The organism is Mucilaginibacter dorajii, assembly GCF_024808255.1.
Classification (GTDB): domain Bacteria; phylum Bacteroidota; class Bacteroidia; order Sphingobacteriales; family Sphingobacteriaceae; genus Mucilaginibacter; species Mucilaginibacter dorajii.
Map to the genome: position 1 here is coordinate 1 of NZ_JANTYS010000034.1, position 18,170 is coordinate 18,170.

Here is an 18,170-nt window from a genome sequence, read left to right on the forward strand (position 1 = left end):
GCAACTGCAAACTCAAGTCTAATGATTGATTTGGTGTCATTTGATCCTCTGGTTTAACCAAATATACACTTTTTATTTTAAGTTAGTGCCATTACCCTGAAGGGGGAGCTTTTTGATTTGTATCCGGCACATGAATATTGGAAGAAATGGTGGCAATAGGGTCAAAAACTTCTTAAAGGATCACGAAAGGATGCCGCAGGTGTATGAAAAGGATGAGAAAGGTTATCGTAAGGGTACTGAAAAGATGCTCATAAGGGGACTAAAAGTGGCGTTTTTGAAGTAAAATCCTGTTTTAAGAAGTTTTAGGGCCTTTTTGCTTTATCCAATCCGCAACAATTTTGGCAGAAAGCAAACAGAGTGGAATCCCGCCGCCGGGGTGCACGCTACCCCCGCAAAAATACAATCCATCCACCTTGCCCGACCGGTTGGCATGCCGCAAAAATGCCGCGAACTGGTTGTTGCTGCTGGTACCATAAAGTGAGCCCTGGTACGATGAAGTTTTGCTTTCGATTCCCCGTGGATCGAGCACGGATTCGGACACGATGAGGCTGCCGATATCCTGCCCCAGGATGCGGGTAAGCTTGCGCAGGATATCCTCCCGGGCAGTGGCGATCAGGGTATCCCAGTCCTGCCCGGTGTTGGCAGGTACGTTGATCATGGTAAACCAGTTTTCGCAACCTTCAGGGGCATCATCCGGCTTATATTTTGAGCTGATATTGAGATAGATAGTGGGGTCGTTGCTGATGGTTTTATCCTTCCAGATGAGGTCAAATTCGGCCTTGTAATCGGTACTGAAGAAGATGTTGTGCAGGTCGAGTTCCTTAAACTCCCTGCTGATCCCCCAGTAAAATATCAATGCCGAACTGCTGCGCTCCTGCGCCAGGATCCTGCGCGGAAACAGGTGCTCATGCCCCTTCAACAGCTTGTGGTAAGTGAACCACACATCCATATTGGATACCATAATATCGGCATAAACTATACTGCCATTGACTACTGCACCTGTGAGTTTATACCCATTGACAAGTAACTGGCTAACAGGCGTATTGTAGTTGAATTTAACCCCTAAATATTCGGCTAATTTGACTAATGAGGTAGTAATACTATGCATGCCTCCCTGCGGGAAATAAGCCCCAAAATGCTGCTCCAAATGCGGGATCACATTGAGGGTTGCCGGGGCCTGGTACGGGTTGGAGCCGTTGTAGGTGGCATAGCGGTCATAAAACTGTACCATCCTGTCGTCCTTAAAAAAGCCCGCATTAGCCTGGTGCATCGTGCGGAAAGCGTCGATCTTCCCAAACCTAAAAACGGATTTTAAGATGTCTGATCTCAGGAAGTTTTTTAGCTGATGCAGTGATCGTTCCAGGAAAACGTGGTTGGTGACATTGTAGATATCCGCACTGTTATCCAGGTATTTGCGAACAGAAGTTACGGATTCGCCGGTAGTGTTTTGCACTTCTTCGACAAATCGTTCAGCGTCAGCATAGGCGGTCAATTGGGTGCCGTCTTCATAAAAATATTGGCAAACTTTGTTGAGCTTTTGGTAGATAAAAAAGTCTTTGGGATGCTTACCGGCCAGTTCAAAAAGCTCATCCACATACCGGGGCATGGTAAATAAACTCGGCCCGGCATCAAAGCGAAAACCGTCCTGCTCAAACTCGGTTAATTTGCCGCCGGGATAGCTATTAGCTTCAAAAATCTCCACCTGGCAACCCTGAACTGCAAGCCTTATCGCCGTAGCGATGCCTGCGATCCCGGCACCTATGATGATTGCTTTAGGCATTACGTAGTCCCAGTCCAGGGTCATTGTTCAATATATACTTGCCATCGGCAAAGCCGGGCATTTGGTAGGGATTGTTGCTCACCAGGAAGGGGCCGTCAAGGTCAACCCAATCGCATTGCGGGGCAAGGGCAAGGCCGGCTAAAGCGGCACAGCTGGTTTCGGTCATGCAGCCTATCATCACCTGTAAGTTAAGTTCCCGCGCCCTGGTTATCATTCGTTTAGCTTCATACACCCCTGCCGATTTCATAAGCTTAATGTTGATGCCAGTGTATACGCCTTTGGCCTTTTCCACATCGTCAAAACGTTGTACAGCCTCGTCGCCAATAATGGGGATGGGGCTGCGTTCGGTGAGCCAGGCGTTGCTGTCGGGGTCGGATTTCAGCATGGGTTGCTCTATGAGTTGTACGCCTTGTTCTTGTAACCAATAGGTCATATCCAGGCTTTGCTGCAGGTCTGTCCAGCCCTGGTTGGCATCTACATATAACGGCACATCGGTAACCGAGCGAATAGTACTGATGAGTTCTTTATCCGTATCCCGGCCAAGCTTTACTTTAATAACCTTAAAGCCTTCGGCTTCTTTAACTTTTTTGATGATCATTTCGGGCGTATCGATGCCGATAGTAAAACTTGTTACCGGCATCAACGCGGGATTGCTACCTAATAGCTGCCAGCAGGGCTGGTTTTTGATCTTGCCATCCAGATCATGCAGGGCGATGTCAATGGCCGCTTTTACAGCGGGATTGCCGGGGGCAATGCTATCCAAATAGCTGATTATAGTGTCAAAGTCAAACGGATAGCTAAACTGCCCAATATCTACTTTACTTAAAAAATCTATAGCGCTTTGATGGCTCTCGCCCATGTAGGGCACCATGGAGGCTTCGCCATAGCCGGTGTATCCTTCATGTTTTATCTGCACCAGCATAACCGGTGTAGTGGTACGCGAAAACTTGGCTATGGTAAAAGCGTGCTTTAGTTGAAGCTCAAAGGGTTGATATGTCAGTTCCATGTTAAAAACCAAAGCTAAAATTTTAGAATGAAAAACCTGCTTATCTTTGCGGCCATGCCGGCACAAATTTATTCACCGTTCAAGAGTTTTAATTTCAGCAACAGCAAATGCTTCCTAACCGGAGATTTGCTTAACTCGCCCGAAGAGCGCATCCAGGTTTTTCCGCAATGGCTCATGAGCCGCTATAGCCTGGAAGATAAGCCCTTTAAGCTGCTTGACGAAAGCATGGCTACCTATAAAGATTTGAAACTACCTTGTTCGGCAGCCCTCAATGAGCAATACCTGGAGCCCTTAGAAGCCGAAATAGCCGCCGCGTTTGATACCGGCTATGAAGCTGTAAAAGCGCTTGATGATGTAAAGCTTTTTCAATGGGCCGGGAAGATGTTGTATGGGATTGTTTTTAACGAGATACAGGCCGGCATAAGGCAGCAACATGCCCAGGGCGAGCAGTTTAACATATCAGAATCCCTCATCCATAAGTTCAGCAACCTGCATTTGATGCTGCAGTGCCTTAATTTGCCTATTCAACTGGACGGCTTTAAGCCCTTTAGTCTGGTGCTGTTTAAGGTTGATAATTCTGAAGACATTTTCGGCTATCGCGATGAGATCAATACCCTCACTTTTTCATTGCGGATAAAAGATTTTGGGTTGATCATTTGCCTGCAGGATAACGGTGCCAATGGCCGCTATCATAAAGAGGTATTGGATAAAGTGGACGGACGGACACTACATCCTATCCAGTTTGAAGAACTTAACGCGAAGTTCTTTTACTCGGCCTACCTGTTTAACCGCCTGCCAGAGTACGATGTGATGCCTGTAGGCGATACCATTTATATTGAAGCTGCCCCCTTGCGCGGTACCAGCAGCAAACCACTATTTGATGATTGGATGAACAAAATTTACGGGCAGGTGCTGGAAAATTTCTGGAAAAACTGGGGCTACCTGTTGTTCGAGATCATTAAAAACCCCGAACAACCTATGAGCTTTTTGTTTGATGCCAATGGCAATTTTGTTAATGCATCATCGATTGAACTTTCTCGCTAATCTGGTGAAAAAAGCCAATCAGTACACCGGGATGAAAAAGAATAGTGATCATTAAGCCGCTAAGCGCGCCATAAAAGTGGGCATCGTGATTAATATTATCACGGGCGTACTTGGTGGCGTAGCTACAATAAACAAGGTACAGCACGCCAAAAATCACTGCAGGAATAGATACCGGGATTGGCATGATCATCATACCATTCAGTGGATTGTAAAGTATCGCGCTAAAAACCACCGCGCTTACCGCACCCGATGCGCCAAGACTATAATAGCTGTAATCTTCCTTGTGTTTTACTACCGATGGCATATCACTCAATACAAGGCTTAGCATATACAACACCCCAAACTGCAAATGGCCTAAAACCGGCTCCAGCTGAAAAGCAAAAAAGTAGTACGACATCATGTTAAAAAACAAGTGCATCAAATCCTTATGGATAAAGCCGCTTGTAATAATGGTGTACACATGGCGCCCTCTTGAAACATTGTAGGGATGCAGCATGAGCTTACCGTACAGGTTTTGATTGGAGAACGCTATTAAAGAGGTGATTATAGTAATTACAAATATCACAGCGGCCACAGGGGCCTGCATTAGTTGTTCCATTTAGTTTAAATCGAGTTTGGTGTTGATTAATAGCCGGCCTACCGGGTAGCGCATATAGGTTTTTTCAAAGTTAGCAGAATTGCGGTACACAAAAAACAGCTGTGCTTGCGCGCTATTGGCCAAAGCAGGGGCTTTAGCTTTGGCATCGTCTAATTTTTGTTTAAGCGCAGGATCCTTTTTTAGCATGGCGGCGGCAATATCTTCATATACGTAGTCAGAAAAGTATTCCTTTTCGCCCAGTACCGAATCAAAAAAGTTCCAGGCAAAAAATGAATCTACACCCTGTGGTTCCAGGGTTTCCACAATGTAACGGTTAATGGCCTGGTTGGTGTATACAACGTAATCGCCGACATAAAATTTCACTGGCATATCAACCGGGTTTAACTGAACGTTGCTGTGCAGGTAATGGCCCTCAAAAGGGCGCGTAGGCGTTTTAATGTCACCAAAGTAATACATCTGCAGGTTAAGGGTAGTGTCATGAGCCAGCTGCTGCATTTTTACGCCGTTCAGTTTAAACAGATCGATAACCTTGCCCCAGGCCTGCGGGATCACATAGGCAACAGGCTTATCGGCAAAGGCGGTAGCTTTATAGGTGTTATAAAATTTAATGATCTTGGTATAAGGCTTATCCCTATCGTAATATAAACGCTTTAAACCGCTTACATCACTGGTTTTATAGGCGGCTTCGTAGCCTTTAAAGGTAATGGTATCTACGGCTTTCATATCTACTTCCCATTTTAAAGGGAATGTTTTTTGGTTGATGACCGACTCATCGGCCTTTTTCTTTAATTCGCCTATCAGTTTAGCATCACGCTGGTTAATATCAATCAGGTGTTGCATAAAATCATAAGTGGCGTATACCCGTTTATCAAAAGATTTGAGCATGTGCGTTTCTGTAATATAGCTGATGATGTTATGCTGCGCTGTAAAACCTGTGGCAAACCGTGGGGTTTCCAAAAAGCTAACAATACCAGAATCGGGCAGGCCTTCTTCGCCGGCACCGTAAGGGATCATTTCGTAGCCACTTTTTTTCATATGGCTGTATAGGTACGGCGTAAGCGTTTTTGCAGTATAGTCGGCCAGGATAGGGTTTTGTTTATCTTTTTGGGTTTCAATGAGCGTCATCACATACTGGTAATCGGCACCATCGCTGGTATGGTTATCCAGGAAAATTTCGGGTTTCCAGGTGGTGAGTATCTGGGTAAAAGCCAATGCGTTGCGGCTATCTGCCTTAATAAAATCGCGGTTCAAATCAAGATTACGATAGTTGCCACGGAAGCCATAAGCTACAGGGCCATTCTGACTTACCCTGCTTTGGCCACGGTTAAGGTTACCATCTATATTATATAGCGCTATAAAACAAAGTACTACATCTTTTGGTAACGCGCTTTTCTTCAACAGGTCGCGCACCAGCATCATGCTGGCGTCAATACCTTCCGGTTCGCCGGGGTGAATGCCGTTGTTGATCAGCAGTACTCGTTTATCCAGCTTTTTGATGGTTGCCGGCTCAAAAACTTTATCTTTCGATAAAACGATCAATGTTAAAGGCTTACCTACATCAGTAGTGCCGTAGTTGATCATTTTCATTTGCTGCGGATACAGCTTGTTCAGCTTCTGATAATAGCTAATTACCTCGTTGTAGGTAGCAGTGTAGTTTTTATCTTTACTAAGTTCAAAAGGGGTTAGCTGCGCTTTGGCCGATAGCACGCAGCAGGCTAAGATGATTGATAAAAATGATCTCATGGCTCAAAGATATATGCAAGCGCTTATAATTAAGAGCCAAGGCCCTAATTTTACTGTCACAATTTGATGGATAATGCTATTGCAACGCGGCAATTTCTGCCTGGGTTTTCTTTGGAAGGCTTTTTATCACCTGATCATAAGAGTGGTTGATCATATCGCGAAGCTCTTTGTTAGTCAGCGCTCCATCCATATAAACGGTGTTCCACATTTTTTTATTCATGTGATAACCGGGGATCACCTCTCTGTGGCGTTCCCGTAGTTCAATGGCCAGTTCGGGATCGCATTTTACATTAAAACGGTTGCCATCAGTCAAGCCTATCAACAGGAAAATCTTTTCGGCTATTTTAAAAACAAGCGTTTCCTCACCAAAGGGAAAACCTTCGGTAACACCTGGCTTTTGCAAGCAGTAATCACGTAATTCTTCTATGTTCAATATTGAAACTTGCGGATAAGTTTATTGTATGAAGTGGTATTACCAAAGTTATATTTAAAGCCAACAGTTATAAAAGTATACTGATCAAGCGCATTATTTTTGAATTTATTCGGATTGTCATTATATCCGTCAATACCTTCGCCTATATCATAATAATGCTGTATGCCTATATCAATACCGTAACGGGGCTGATCATAATCGTCAAATATTTTAAATTCGTAACCAAATCGCAGCGGCAAAATAAGATTGAATCCCTTGTTTACGCCTTGAAATCCTTCTCCAGAATTTGGATCGGGAAAAACAGGGCCATTCTCCGGAAACCTGTTAAAACGTTCAATCCGGGTCATATTATTATAAATAAAGCCTATGCCGGTACCCACATAAAAGTTCTTAACTCTATCTAAAAACCAACTATCGGCATAATCCATAATTTCACCGGCTTGCAAATCGGCATGAAGGTTAAAAGATACATAGGAGTTGGTAAAGTACCTGCCAGAGAAATCCTCGGCTCTTGTTGCCCCACCGCCAGAAAATGTGCCCTTTTGAAGTTCCGCCGTAATGGGCAAATAGGGGCTGTAGTTATAAACAAAGTTTAAATTAAAGGCGGGGTGATAATCCTGCTTCTTCAAATCTGCTTCTGCTTTCCCGTAACTTGCACCCGTGCCCACACCAAATTCGTAGTAATTAAATCCGCTTTGAGCTTTTACAACAACCGAGGCAAAAGCCAAAACAAAAAACAGAATATATTTTTTCAATGTTAAAATTTAGTCAATATTTACAATGATGGCTGGTTAGTGATAAGCAGTCAAAAAAATTTTACTAATATAGCTTATGAGTTTTAATTCGCCGCTAAATTTTACGGTAACAGATCGTTTTCTTCGATACGTTACCATTGATACGCAATCAGACCCTGCTTCGGTTTCATTCCCATCTACCCAAAAGCAAAAAAACTTAAGCCGCTTATTGGTTGAAGAGTTACTAGCCATTGGCGTTACCGACGCACATCTTGATGACTACGGCTATGTGTACGCCACCATTCCATCAAATACAACTAAACATGTACCGGTTATTTGTTTTTGCTCGCACGTAGATACCGCACCCGATTGCAGCGGCGCTAACGTTAAGCCCATTGTACATAAAAATTACCACGGGCAGGATCTTGTTCTGCCCGATGACCTTACCCAGGTAATCAAATTATCAGAACATGAAGACCTGAAAAATCAAATAGGACATGATGTAATTACCGCCAGCGGTCTTACTTTATTGGGCGCTGATAATAAAGCCGGTGTTGCCGAAATTATGGATGCCTGCTACCAATTGATGAATCATCCCGAAATTAAACATGGCAATATCCGCATTTTGTTTACTCCGGATGAGGAAGTAGGCCACGGGGTTGACCATGTTGATATTGCCAAATTAGGAGCTTACGCAGGTTATACCATTGATGGCGAAAGTGCGGGAAATATGGAAAACGAAACCTTTAGTGCCGATGGCGCAAGGCTCACGATACAAGGAGTTAGCTCGCACCCCGGGTTTGCCAAAGGTAAAATGGAAAGCGCCATTAAAATAGCAGGTGAAATTGTTGCGGCTTTGCCCAATGAACTTTCACCGGAGCATACAGAAGAAATGGAGGGCTTTGTACACCCCGTGGCCATAGAAGGCCATGTAGAAACCGCCGGGATAGATTTTATCATCCGCGATTTTGATGAAGCAAATTTAAAAGCCCATGCCGATGTGATCCGCAAAACAGCAGATGGGGTTTTAAAACAATACCCCAACTCCACCTATACCTTAGCCATCAGCGAGCAATATCGTAACATGAAAAACGTATTGGAGCAACACCCCGAAATTGTTGCTAACGCGATGGAAGCCATTAACCGCACCGGCCTTAAAGCTAAACTTTGCAGCATCAGAGGGGGGACCGATGGCTCACGCCTGTCATTTATGGGCTTGCCCTGTCCTAATATTTTCGCAGGCGAACACGCTTTTCACAGCAAGCAGGAATGGGTATCTGTACAGGATATGCAAAAAGCGGTGGAAACCATTTTGCACCTTTGCATGATCTGGGAAGAAAAAGCCTAACCAAATAACTATCAACCTAAATAATAAAAAATGTACTCGATAAGAACAGCAACCGTAAACGACGTTGATACCATTTTAAGCATTGCCGATACTACCTGGTGGGCTACCTACTCACCAATTTTGGAGCGTGAGCAAATTGAGTTTATGCTGAGCGAAATCTATTCGGCAGATAAAATTGGTAAGCAGGTAGCCGAAAACCAGCAAACCTATTTATTGTTGGAGGAAGAAGGCGAGCCGGTGGCCTTTGCCGCCTATTCGCCCCGCGAAGAAAATGCCGACATTTATAAGCTGCACAAACTTTATTGCCTGCCCCAAACACAAGGTAAGGGCTACGGCAAAATACTTATTAACGAGGTTGTACAAAAGACCAAAGATGCGGGCAAACAGGTGCTTGAATTGAATGTAAACCGATACAATAAAGCCCAAAGTTTTTATGAAAAAATGGGCTTTGAAGTGGCTTATGAAGAAGATATCGCCATTGGCCCCTACTGGATGAATGATTACGTAATGCGGAAAGAGTTATAGTCAAAAACGATTGCGCCGGTTACTTTTATCCGGCCCAATCGCTTTTTAATATTCCGTATATATGTTCGTCCAAAATCACATCATTTTTAATGATGGCACTCCTCAGGATCCCCTCTTTTTTGAAGCCTGCTTTTTCGAGCACCTGCATTGATGCCGGATTGTTGCTAAATACCCCCGCTTGCAAGCGTACAACATCCAGGTTTGTAAAGCCATAATCAATCATCAGCCTCACCGCCTGGGTCATAATCCCTTTGCCCCAATATTGCTGCCCCAGCCAGTAGCCAAGTAAAGGCGCTTTACGGTAAATGTCGTCCCTGAAATCTATCCCGATAACGCCGGCAAGCTCACCATCAATAACAATGGCGAACTTAGTTTGTATTTCGTCGGCTATGCGCAACCTGATAAAATCAATAGCATCGGGTAAATTATATGGCGATGGAAAACGATCAAATAAAAAGCAGGCGATATTCGGATTATCCGCCTGTTTTTGTAGCGCGGCGGCATCGCCTAAACGTAACTCTCTCAATATAAAATCCGCTCCGGTAATTTCCATTTTGTAACAATAAGATGCTTAAAATTAGCAATCCTGATGGAAACTGCTAAATTGCGTTGGCGTAATTGCTGCGCCGCATAATGACTGATCGATGAAAAAATTATTTACGCTGCTACTTATAGCCGGCGCAGCCAATGCTAATGCTCAAAAACTGGATACCCTTACCATTGAAAAGATCATGCGTGATCCTAAATGGATAGGCACCTCTCCTTCAGAAATTCGCTGGAGCGACGATAGCAAAAAGCTCCTTTTTAAATGGAATACCGATAAAACCGGTCCGGATGAATTGTTTGGCGCGACACCGGCTAATGTAAAGCCGCAAAAAGTAAGTATAGAAGATCAACGAAATTTAACAGGCAACGGCAGCTGGAATAAAAAACACACCCAAAAAGTGTTTGAAAAAAATGGCGATCTATACCTCGAAGATCTTAAAACCAACAAAACCATCCAACTAACCCATACCGAACAACGGGAAAGCGCCCCTGTTTTTAATGGCGATGAAACCGAGGTTATATTCTCGCAGGCTAATAATCTTTTTGCATTGGGGCTCAATGGCAAGGGATTGGAGCAACTGACTAACTTTGTAAAATCGGCAAAAAACAAAAAGGCCAAAGATGAAAGCAACGATGAGGAAAAATGGCTAAAAAAGCAACAACTGGAGCTTTTTGATATTATTAAAGTGGAAGCGAAAGATGCGAGACAGGATTCGGTTGAAGAGGCTACACTTGCCCCCAAACAACTAAAGGAATTGGTTTTTGGCGAAAAAAGAGTGGGCCGGGTTAAAATTAGTCCAGATGAGCGCTTTGTTATTTATCGCCTCACCAAACCAGCGGCCGATGTTAAGGAGGCCATTGTGCCAAACTATGTAACCGCGTCGGGCTTTACAGAGGACATTCCAAATCGGTCAAAAGTTGGCCGCCCGTCATCAACTTCGGAAACTTATATTTTTGACAGGCAACGCGATTCGGTTTATAAGATCAATACCAAAGAGATTCCCGGTATTAAAGACCTGCCAGATTATGTGAAGGACTATCCCAATGAACTGGCCGAACTGAAAAAACAAAACGCCGATAGGCAAGTGACCATTGAAGGTCCTTTTTGGAGCGAGAACAGTGCTTTTGCGGTTGTTGTGGTTTCGGCCCTGGATAATAAAGACCGCTGGATTATGCGACTTGAGCCTGCAACAGGCAAACTTGCATTGCTTGACAGGCAGCGCGATGAAGCCTGGATTGGCGGCCCTGGCATCGAAAATTCGGCAGCGGGCAATGTTGGGTGGATTGACGATACCCACTTTTATTACCAGAGCGAAGCAAGCGGATACTCACATATTTATGTAGTTGATGTAACCAGTGGCACCAAAAAGCAATTAACCAGCGGCAAATGGGAGGTGCAAACATTACAACTATCCAACGATAAAAAAACATTCTATTTTACGGCGAATATTGACCATCCCGGTTTAACTGATTTTTACAGCTTGCCGGTAAGCGGTGGCTCGCCGGTTAAAATAACCAGCCTGAAGGGCGGCAACGATGTTACCCTATCGCCCGATGAAAAATGGCTGGCTATCCGCTACTCCTATTCTAATAAGCCATGGGATTTATATGTGCAGGCTAACAAACCGGGCGCAAAGGCCTTGCAGGTAACCAATTCGGTGTCGGCAGAATATAACTCTTACCCTTGGCGTGCGCCGGAGATCATTACTTTTAAGAACCGTTATGGCAGTGATGTTTACGCCCGCATCTATCAGGCTAAAAAAGCCGATCCGGCAAAACCTGCTGTGATATTTGTGCACGGCGCAGGTTACTTGCAGGAGGTTACCTATTCCTGGAGCTATTATTTCCGCGAGTTTATGTTTAACAACATGCTTGCTGATAACGGGTACACCGTTTTAGATATTGACTATACCGCAAGCGCAGGCTATGGCCGCGACTGGCGTACCGGTATCTATCGCCACATGGGTGGTAAAGATCTTAGCGATCAGGTAGATGGTGTAAAATACCTGGTTGAAAAATATGGTGTTAACCCCAAACATGTTGGTTTATACGGCGGCTCGTACGGTGGCTTTATAACCTTAATGGGCATGTTTACCGAGCCCAATGTTTTTGCAGCGGGCGGAGCAATCCGTTCGGTTACAGATTGGGCACATTATAATCATGAGTATACATCTAATATATTGAATGAGCCATTTACAGATGAGATCGCTTATCGCCAAAGCTCGCCCATTTATTTTGCCAATGGCTTAAAAGGGAATTTGCTGATGCTGCATGGGATGATAGACCAGAATGTAAACTACCAGGATATTGTACGCCTGAGCCAGAAACTGATAGAATTGCACAAAGAGAACTGGGAATTGGCATCATACCCGGTAGAAGACCACGCCTTTGAGCAACCCAGCAGTTGGACTGATGAGTATAAACGCATTTATAAACTGTTTGAACAAACGTTGAAGAAATAAAACTTTAATTATAGATCCACAACAGCAAATGCTTTTTTTGTTTGCGGATCAATGCATCGGTAATTTTATTTTAATTTTTGTTACAGGGTAAACGCATCTAATTGGGTTAACATAACTTAACATATTTCAGATATAATACCATGCAATTATTTAATAATCAATGACTTATATTTTAACATGGTTAACACTAAACTGACGTCCGGCGCAATTTAGGGCATCTAAATATTTGTGCCTGTTATTGGCCAATACAAGTCCCTTCAATACCTGGATCATTTAACCAGGACCAGGCAATAAAACAAGGTATTGTTTAATGCTTTTATCTTCCCGACTCCTTAAGCTTATTCGCATTAATTATTTAGATGCTTTTGCCATGCTATCAACGGTTTAAATACAGGGATTAGTACAATTTCTGTTTAATTTTGCACACCAGCAAATTGGTCTTCCGACTCCAACCATGAATAAACTAATTGTGTTTTTTGTAATCCTATGTTTTGGCTGTAACGCTAATAAAAATAGTAGTGCAACTGTTAAAATAAATCTTGCTGCCGATAAACACTCCATCAACATAACTGGCCTTGATAATGCCATTGTGCAGGATATTAGCCGCGATTCATCGGGCGGCAACTGGCAAAGCCTGGTGCCCGTATATAAAATGCCTGCCGATACCGATCTTAAAAACTATCAACCAGTCCAGCCTGGCAAGTATATGGTAAAAGATAGCATTGTTGTGTTTACACCTGATACTCCCTTTATTACCCGGCAAACCTATTTTGTGCGCTATTATAAATTTGACGCCAACAGCAAAGCATCTGATTATATACTTGGGCATAACAAACTTGGCAGCCTGCCCTATACTGATTTGATTTTTAAGCAATAAACTGTCGTGGGCACTTGAAATTTTAATAATATTTATTATATTTGCAGTTAATTAAGGAAGAGGGGGCAATTAGCCCCCTCTTTTATTTTATCAATTAAAAATTATCAATCAAAAACAGGCGGGTAATGAACATTGAAAAACGGGTAACAGAACTGGTAGAAGAGAAGATAGTCGATAAGCCAAATTTGTTTTTAGTGAACGTTAAAATGCACTCAAACGGAAAGCTTATTGTTTTATTAGATGGCGATCAAGGAATTGCGATTGATGATTGCGTGGCGGTAAGCAGGCATGTGGGCTTCCATTTAGAGGAAGAAAACGTAATTGAAACTGCTTATAACCTGGAAGTATCGTCGCCGGGAATTGATTATCCACTATCTTCGTTAAGGCAATATGCTAAAAACGTAGGGCGTACGTTAGGAATAAAAATGGCCGACGGAACAAAAAGAGAAGGTATTTTAGCCTCACTTACCGAAGACGCCATTGTAATAGAAGAAGTAATAAAAGAAAAAGGGAAAAAGGCCGAAACTGTTGAGAGCGTTATCCCATTAGATAAAATAACAGAAACAAAAGTTTTAATATCATTCAAGTAAGGAAATGAGCAATATTAATTTAATTGATTCTTTTCAGGAATTTAAAGATTTCAAAAACATTGACCGCCCAACCATGATGAGCGTACTGGAAGACGTTTTCAGAAGCATGATCAGGAAAAAATACGGCACAGATGAAAACTGCGACGTAATTGTGAATACCGATAATGGTGACTTAGAAATTTGGCGCACCCGTAAGGTTATGGAAGATGGCTTTAGTGAAGATGATGACCTGGAAGTTGAACTTACAGAGGCAAAATTATTTGATGCCGACCTGGAAGTAGGTGATGAGCAAATTGAACAGATCACACTGGAAAGCTTTGGTCGCCGTGCCATATTAGCAGCACGCCAAACTTTGGTTTCAAAAATTCTGGAACTGGAGAAAGACGAGATCTTCAAAAAATATAAAGACCGCGTTGGCGAAATTGTTACCGGCGAGGTTTACCAGGTTTGGAAAAAAGAAACTTTGGTATTGGATGATGAAGGCAATGAGCTTTTATTACCAAAAACAGAGCAGATCCCGGCCGACTACTTTAAAAAAGGCGACAGTGTAAAAGCCGTTGTACATAAGGTAGATATGCTGAACAGCAACCCCAAGATTATTATTTCGCGCACCGCTCCTGAGTTTTTACAGCGTTTGTTTGAATTGGAAGTGCCAGAAATTTTTGACGGATTAATCACGATCAAGAAAATTGTACGTGAGCCGGGCGAAAGGGCTAAAGTTGCCGTTGAATCATATGACGACCGTATTGACCCTGTTGGTGCCTGCGTAGGGATGAAAGGTTCACGTATCCACGGTATCGTTCGCGAGTTGAAAAATGAAAATATCGACGTAATTAATTTTACCAACAATCTTCAATTATATATTCAGCGTGCGTTATCGCCGGCTAAAATCACTTCTATTAAATTAGATGATGAGAAAAAAACAGCCGCTGTATATCTAAAACCCGACCAGGTTTCATTAGCTATCGGTCGTGGCGGGCACAATATTAAGCTGGCGGGTAAATTGACAGGATATGAAATTGACGTTTACCGCGAGGCAGATGAGCACGACGAGGATGTGGATATTGAAGAATTTACAGATGAAATTGATAGCTGGATCATTGACGAATTTAAACGAATTGGTTTAGATACAGCAAAATCGGTTTTGGCTTTAACAGTGGGAGAATTGGTAAAACGGACCGATCTGGAAGAAGAAACGGTAAAAGAAGTGCTATCAATATTGAATGCTGAGTTTGAATAAGCATAATAACCAAAATTAAAATCGTATTTTTGCGATAATTAGCAGAGAAAATATAATAAATGTCAGAAGACAAATCAATAAAATTAATTAAGGCAGTAAAAGAACTCAACATTGGTATGGGTACCATTGTCGATTTTTTGGCTACTAAAGGCTACAAGGTTGATAAGCAACCTATGGCCAAGCTGGATGGCGACATGTACAATGCCCTGTTGAAGGAATTTGCTTTCGACAAAAGTATTAAAGAGGAAGCCAAGCAGATCAGTATCGGAAAGATAAGGAAGGAAGAAACTGCACCAATTCCTGAAAAGCCGGTGGAAAACCGTCGTTCAAGAGATTTTGAGAGCGAGGAGATCCTGATCAAAAATGCCGGTCAATATACTGCGCCGCAGGCAGAAAAGCCAAAACCGGTTGAGCCAGCAGCTCCCGTTAAAACCGACGAACGCAGTGATGTGTTGCCTGGTGTTAAAATAATTGGCAAAATTGACCTTAACAACCTTAATGCAAAGCCACAGCCTGCTGCCGAAAAACCGGAACCTGTTGTTGAGCCCAAAGTAGAGGAAGTTAAGAAACCGGAACCTGTTGCAGCTCCTGAGCCAAAACCAGAGCCTGTTGCCGAAGTACCAAAAGCACCTGTTATAACTGAGGCACCTAAGGCACCTGTGGCAGAAGAGCCAAAACCTGTTGTGGCTGAGGCACCTAAGGCGCCGGTACCAGAAGCACCAAAACCACCTGTGGTACAAGCATCTGTTGTTGCAGAAACTCCGGTGGCAGAAGCATCAGCTCCTGTAGCAGAAAATGAAGACGAAGTAATTAGGGCCAAGGCCGAGCGCCTAACTGGCCCTAATATTATTGGTAAAATACAGTTACCTGTAAATACACCGAAACGGAACCCAATAGCATCGTCATCAAATACTAATAGCGCCGATAACAAGCGTAAACGTAAGCGTAAAGACAGCCAGGGTAATCCACAACAAGGTGGGGGCAATCATCCGCATAACCAACAAGGTGGTGGAGGGGGCAATCATCCGCCTCATACACCATCAGGCGGTGGTACTATTAATCCAAACCGTCCTGATTTCAGGAACCGTACCAATGGCGCACCAGGAAATGGAGGCCCGCAGCAAGGAGGTGGCGGTGGCAACCGTCCCGATTTCAGAGGCAACCGGAACAACGCACCACAAAATAACGGTCCTAAGGAAGAACCATCAGAAAAAGATATCCAGGATCAGATAAAAGCAACACTTGCACGTTTAAGCGGCGCAGGTAAATCAGGTAAATTTGCACAACGGGCTAAATTCCGTCGTCAAAAACGTGATGACGTTGCCGCCAATGCCGATGAACTGGCAATGGAGCAGGAACTGCAGTCAAAAGTACTTAAGGTTACAGAGTTTGTAACAGCCAACGAGCTTGCATTGATGATGGATGTGTCTGTAACGCAGATCATATCTACCTGTATGAGCTTAGGTATGTTTGTATCTATCAACCAAAGGCTTGATGCTGAAACGTTAACTATTGTGGCCGACGAGTTTGGCTACCAGGTTGAGTTTGTGAAACCCCAGGATGAAGAGGCCAACCTTGACCAGCCAGATGATCCGGCAGATCTTGTTCCTCGTGCACCTATTGTAACCATCATGGGCCACGTAGATCATGGTAAAACATCATTACTGGATTTTATCCGCAAAACCAACGTAATAGGCGGCGAAGCAGGTGGTATCACCCAGCACATTGGTGCTTATGAAGTAACACTGCCAGATAATAAAGGAAAAATCACATTCCTGGATACACCGGGCCACGAAGCGTTTACCGCTATGCGTGCAAGGGGTGCACAGGTAACAGATATTGTTATCATAGTAATTGCCGCTGATGACAGCGTGATGCCACAAACCCGCGAGGCCATAAACCACGCGCAGGCTGCAGGTGCACCAATCATCTTCGCTTTCAATAAAATTGACAGGCCAGGTGCCAACTCGGACAAAATCCGTGAGCAATTATCGGCCATGAACATTTTGGTTGAAGAGTGGGGTGGTAAATACCAAACGCAAGAGATCTCGGCTAAAACCGGCTTAAACATTGAGTTGCTACTTGAAAAAGTATTACTTGAGGCCGAATTGCTTGAACTAAAAGCTAATCCTAATAAACGTGCCGTAGGTACCGTTATTGAGGCTGCTTTAGATAAAGGCCGCGGTATTGTTACCACTATATTGGTACAAGCCGGCCGTTTAAAAGTAGGTGATCCTATTTTGGCAGGTTGTTACAGCGGGCGTGTAAAAGCGTTAACCAACGAGCGTGGTCAAAGGGTTGAATCTGCAGGGCCATCAACACCTGTACAGGTGTTGGGTATGCAGGGCGCACCAACAGCGGGCGATAAGTTCAATGCGCTGGAAAGCGAACCTGAAGCACGTGAAATAGCCAACAAGCGTTTACAATTACAACGCGAGCAAGGTTTACGTACGCAGAAACATATCACACTTGATGAAATTGGCCGTCGTTTGGCAGTTGGTAACTTCAAGGAGCTTAACATTATTGTTAAGGGCGACGTGGATGGATCAATCGAAGCGCTATCAGATTCATTGCTGAAACTATCTACCGAGCAGATCCAGGTTAATATTATATCGAAAGCTGTAGGTCAGATCTCCGAATCAGACGTATTGCTGGCATCTGCATCTGATGCTATCATCATCGGTTTCCAGGTTCGTCCTTCAGGAAGTGCCCGTAAACTGGCCGAAGCAGAGCAGATTGATATCAGGTTATACTCTATCATTTACGATGCTATCAACGAAATTAAGGCAGCGATGGAAGGCATGCTTGCACCAACCTTTGAAGAGAAGATTGTTGCAAACGTTGAGATCCGCGAAACCTTCAAAATCAGCAAAGTTGGCACCATTGCAGGTTGTATGGTGTTAGATGGTAAAATTAACCGTAACAGTAAAATCCGTATCGTTCGTGATGGTGTGGTAATTTACACCGGCGAACTTGCTTCACTGAAACGCTTTAAAGATGATGTGAAAGAAGTATTAACCGGTTACGAGTGCGGTTTAAACATCCAGAACTTTAACAACATTGAAGTAGGCGACATTGTTGAAGCTTACGAAAACGTAGAAGTTAAACGTAAGTTGTCATAAAACAACTTTTTATAAAAATACAAAGGGCCGGTCTTTAGCAGATCGGCCCTTTTTTGTATTTTGTCAAATTTGTTTTGGCAAGGCTTGTCGTTAATGAAGACCACAATACGCAAATCCGGGCA

Annotated in this window: 15 protein-coding genes; 8 read left to right on the top strand and 7 right to left on the bottom strand. The window is 43.5% G+C overall.

Annotated elements, in window-relative coordinates; genetic code table 11:
• Window positions 1-292: 292 nt before the first annotated feature.
• Entirely contained in the window at window positions 293-1,804 is a 1,512-nt protein-coding gene (gene crtD, locus FHS10_RS27205; RefSeq protein WP_259097173.1) for a 1-hydroxycarotenoid 3,4-desaturase CrtD, read from the bottom strand.
• Window positions 1,773-2,786 carry a dipeptide epimerase gene (locus FHS10_RS27210; RefSeq protein WP_259097175.1) on the bottom strand — a complete coding sequence of 338 codons (1,014 nt, stop codon included), beginning with the start codon at window positions 2,784-2,786 and terminating at the stop codon, window positions 1,773-1,775. Before FHS10_RS27210 ends, crtD begins: the two co-directional genes overlap by 32 nt.
• Window positions 2,787-2,813: 27 nt before the next feature.
• On the opposite strand from FHS10_RS27210, the gene FHS10_RS27215 reads away from it, so the two are divergent.
• Window positions 2,814-3,830, top strand: a complete 1,017-nt coding sequence (locus FHS10_RS27215) for a hypothetical protein (protein WP_310504206.1) — start codon at window positions 2,814-2,816, stop codon at window positions 3,828-3,830.
• Here the strand turns inward: FHS10_RS27215 and FHS10_RS27220 are convergent.
• The 4 genes from FHS10_RS27220 to FHS10_RS27235 all read right to left on the bottom strand — a co-directional run bounded on the left by FHS10_RS27220 (window position 3,799) and on the right by FHS10_RS27235 (window position 7,359).
• Window positions 3,799-4,428: a rhomboid family intramembrane serine protease gene (locus FHS10_RS27220; RefSeq protein WP_259097176.1), complete on the bottom strand. Its 630-nt coding sequence runs from the start codon at window positions 4,426-4,428 to the stop codon at window positions 3,799-3,801. The two genes, FHS10_RS27215 and FHS10_RS27220, sit on opposite strands and share 32 nt — an antisense overlap.
• Window positions 4,429-6,171 carry a M14 family zinc carboxypeptidase gene (locus tag FHS10_RS27225; protein ID WP_259097177.1) on the bottom strand — a complete coding sequence of 581 codons (1,743 nt, stop codon included), beginning with the start codon at window positions 6,169-6,171 and terminating at the stop codon, window positions 4,429-4,431.
• A 76-nt stretch (window positions 6,172-6,247) separates the two neighbouring features.
• On the bottom strand, window positions 6,248-6,604 hold the full coding sequence (locus tag FHS10_RS27230; RefSeq protein WP_259097178.1) for an MmcQ/YjbR family DNA-binding protein: 357 nt from the start codon (window positions 6,602-6,604) through the stop codon (window positions 6,248-6,250).
• Window positions 6,601-7,359 (bottom strand): hypothetical protein, encoded by a 759-nt coding sequence (locus tag FHS10_RS27235; RefSeq protein ID WP_259097179.1) that lies wholly within the window; start codon window positions 7,357-7,359, stop codon window positions 6,601-6,603. Before FHS10_RS27235 ends, FHS10_RS27230 begins: the two co-directional genes overlap by 4 nt.
• Window positions 7,360-7,435: 76 nt before the next feature.
• Here FHS10_RS27235 and pepT point away from each other — a divergent pair, with 76 nt between their 5' ends.
• On the top strand, window positions 7,436-8,686 hold the full coding sequence (pepT, locus tag FHS10_RS27240) for a peptidase T (protein WP_259097180.1): 1,251 nt from the start codon (window positions 7,436-7,438) through the stop codon (window positions 8,684-8,686).
• Window positions 8,687-8,716: 30 nt separating this feature from the next.
• Entirely contained in the window at window positions 8,717-9,211 is a 495-nt protein-coding gene (locus tag FHS10_RS27245) for a GNAT family N-acetyltransferase (RefSeq protein WP_259097181.1), read from the top strand.
• A 25-nt stretch (window positions 9,212-9,236) separates the two neighbouring features.
• Here the strand turns inward: FHS10_RS27245 and FHS10_RS27250 are convergent, their stop codons facing one another.
• Window positions 9,237-9,764: a GNAT family N-acetyltransferase gene (locus FHS10_RS27250; RefSeq protein ID WP_259097183.1), complete on the bottom strand. Its 528-nt coding sequence runs from the start codon at window positions 9,762-9,764 to the stop codon at window positions 9,237-9,239.
• A 91-nt stretch (window positions 9,765-9,855) separates the two neighbouring features.
• Here FHS10_RS27250 and FHS10_RS27255 point away from each other — a divergent pair, with 91 nt between their 5' ends.
• The 5 genes from FHS10_RS27255 (at window position 9,856) to infB (ending at window position 18,048) form a co-directional block, all read left to right on the top strand.
• Window positions 9,856-12,219 carry a S9 family peptidase gene (locus tag FHS10_RS27255; protein WP_259097184.1) on the top strand — a complete coding sequence of 788 codons (2,364 nt, stop codon included), beginning with the start codon at window positions 9,856-9,858 and terminating at the stop codon, window positions 12,217-12,219.
• A 454-nt stretch (window positions 12,220-12,673) separates the two neighbouring features.
• Window positions 12,674-13,096, top strand: a complete 423-nt coding sequence (locus FHS10_RS27260; RefSeq protein WP_259097185.1) for a hypothetical protein — start codon at window positions 12,674-12,676, stop codon at window positions 13,094-13,096.
• Between the two features lie 125 nt (window positions 13,097-13,221).
• On the top strand, window positions 13,222-13,686 hold the full coding sequence (gene rimP / locus FHS10_RS27265; protein WP_259097187.1) for a ribosome assembly cofactor RimP: 465 nt from the start codon (window positions 13,222-13,224) through the stop codon (window positions 13,684-13,686).
• A gap of 4 nt (window positions 13,687-13,690) precedes the next feature.
• Window positions 13,691-14,926: a transcription termination factor NusA gene (nusA, locus tag FHS10_RS27270; protein WP_259097188.1), complete on the top strand. Its 1,236-nt coding sequence runs from the start codon at window positions 13,691-13,693 to the stop codon at window positions 14,924-14,926.
• A 59-nt stretch (window positions 14,927-14,985) separates the two neighbouring features.
• Window positions 14,986-18,048, top strand: a complete 3,063-nt coding sequence (gene infB / locus FHS10_RS27275) for a translation initiation factor IF-2 (protein WP_259097189.1) — start codon at window positions 14,986-14,988, stop codon at window positions 18,046-18,048.
• Window positions 18,049-18,170: the final 122 nt, after the last annotated feature.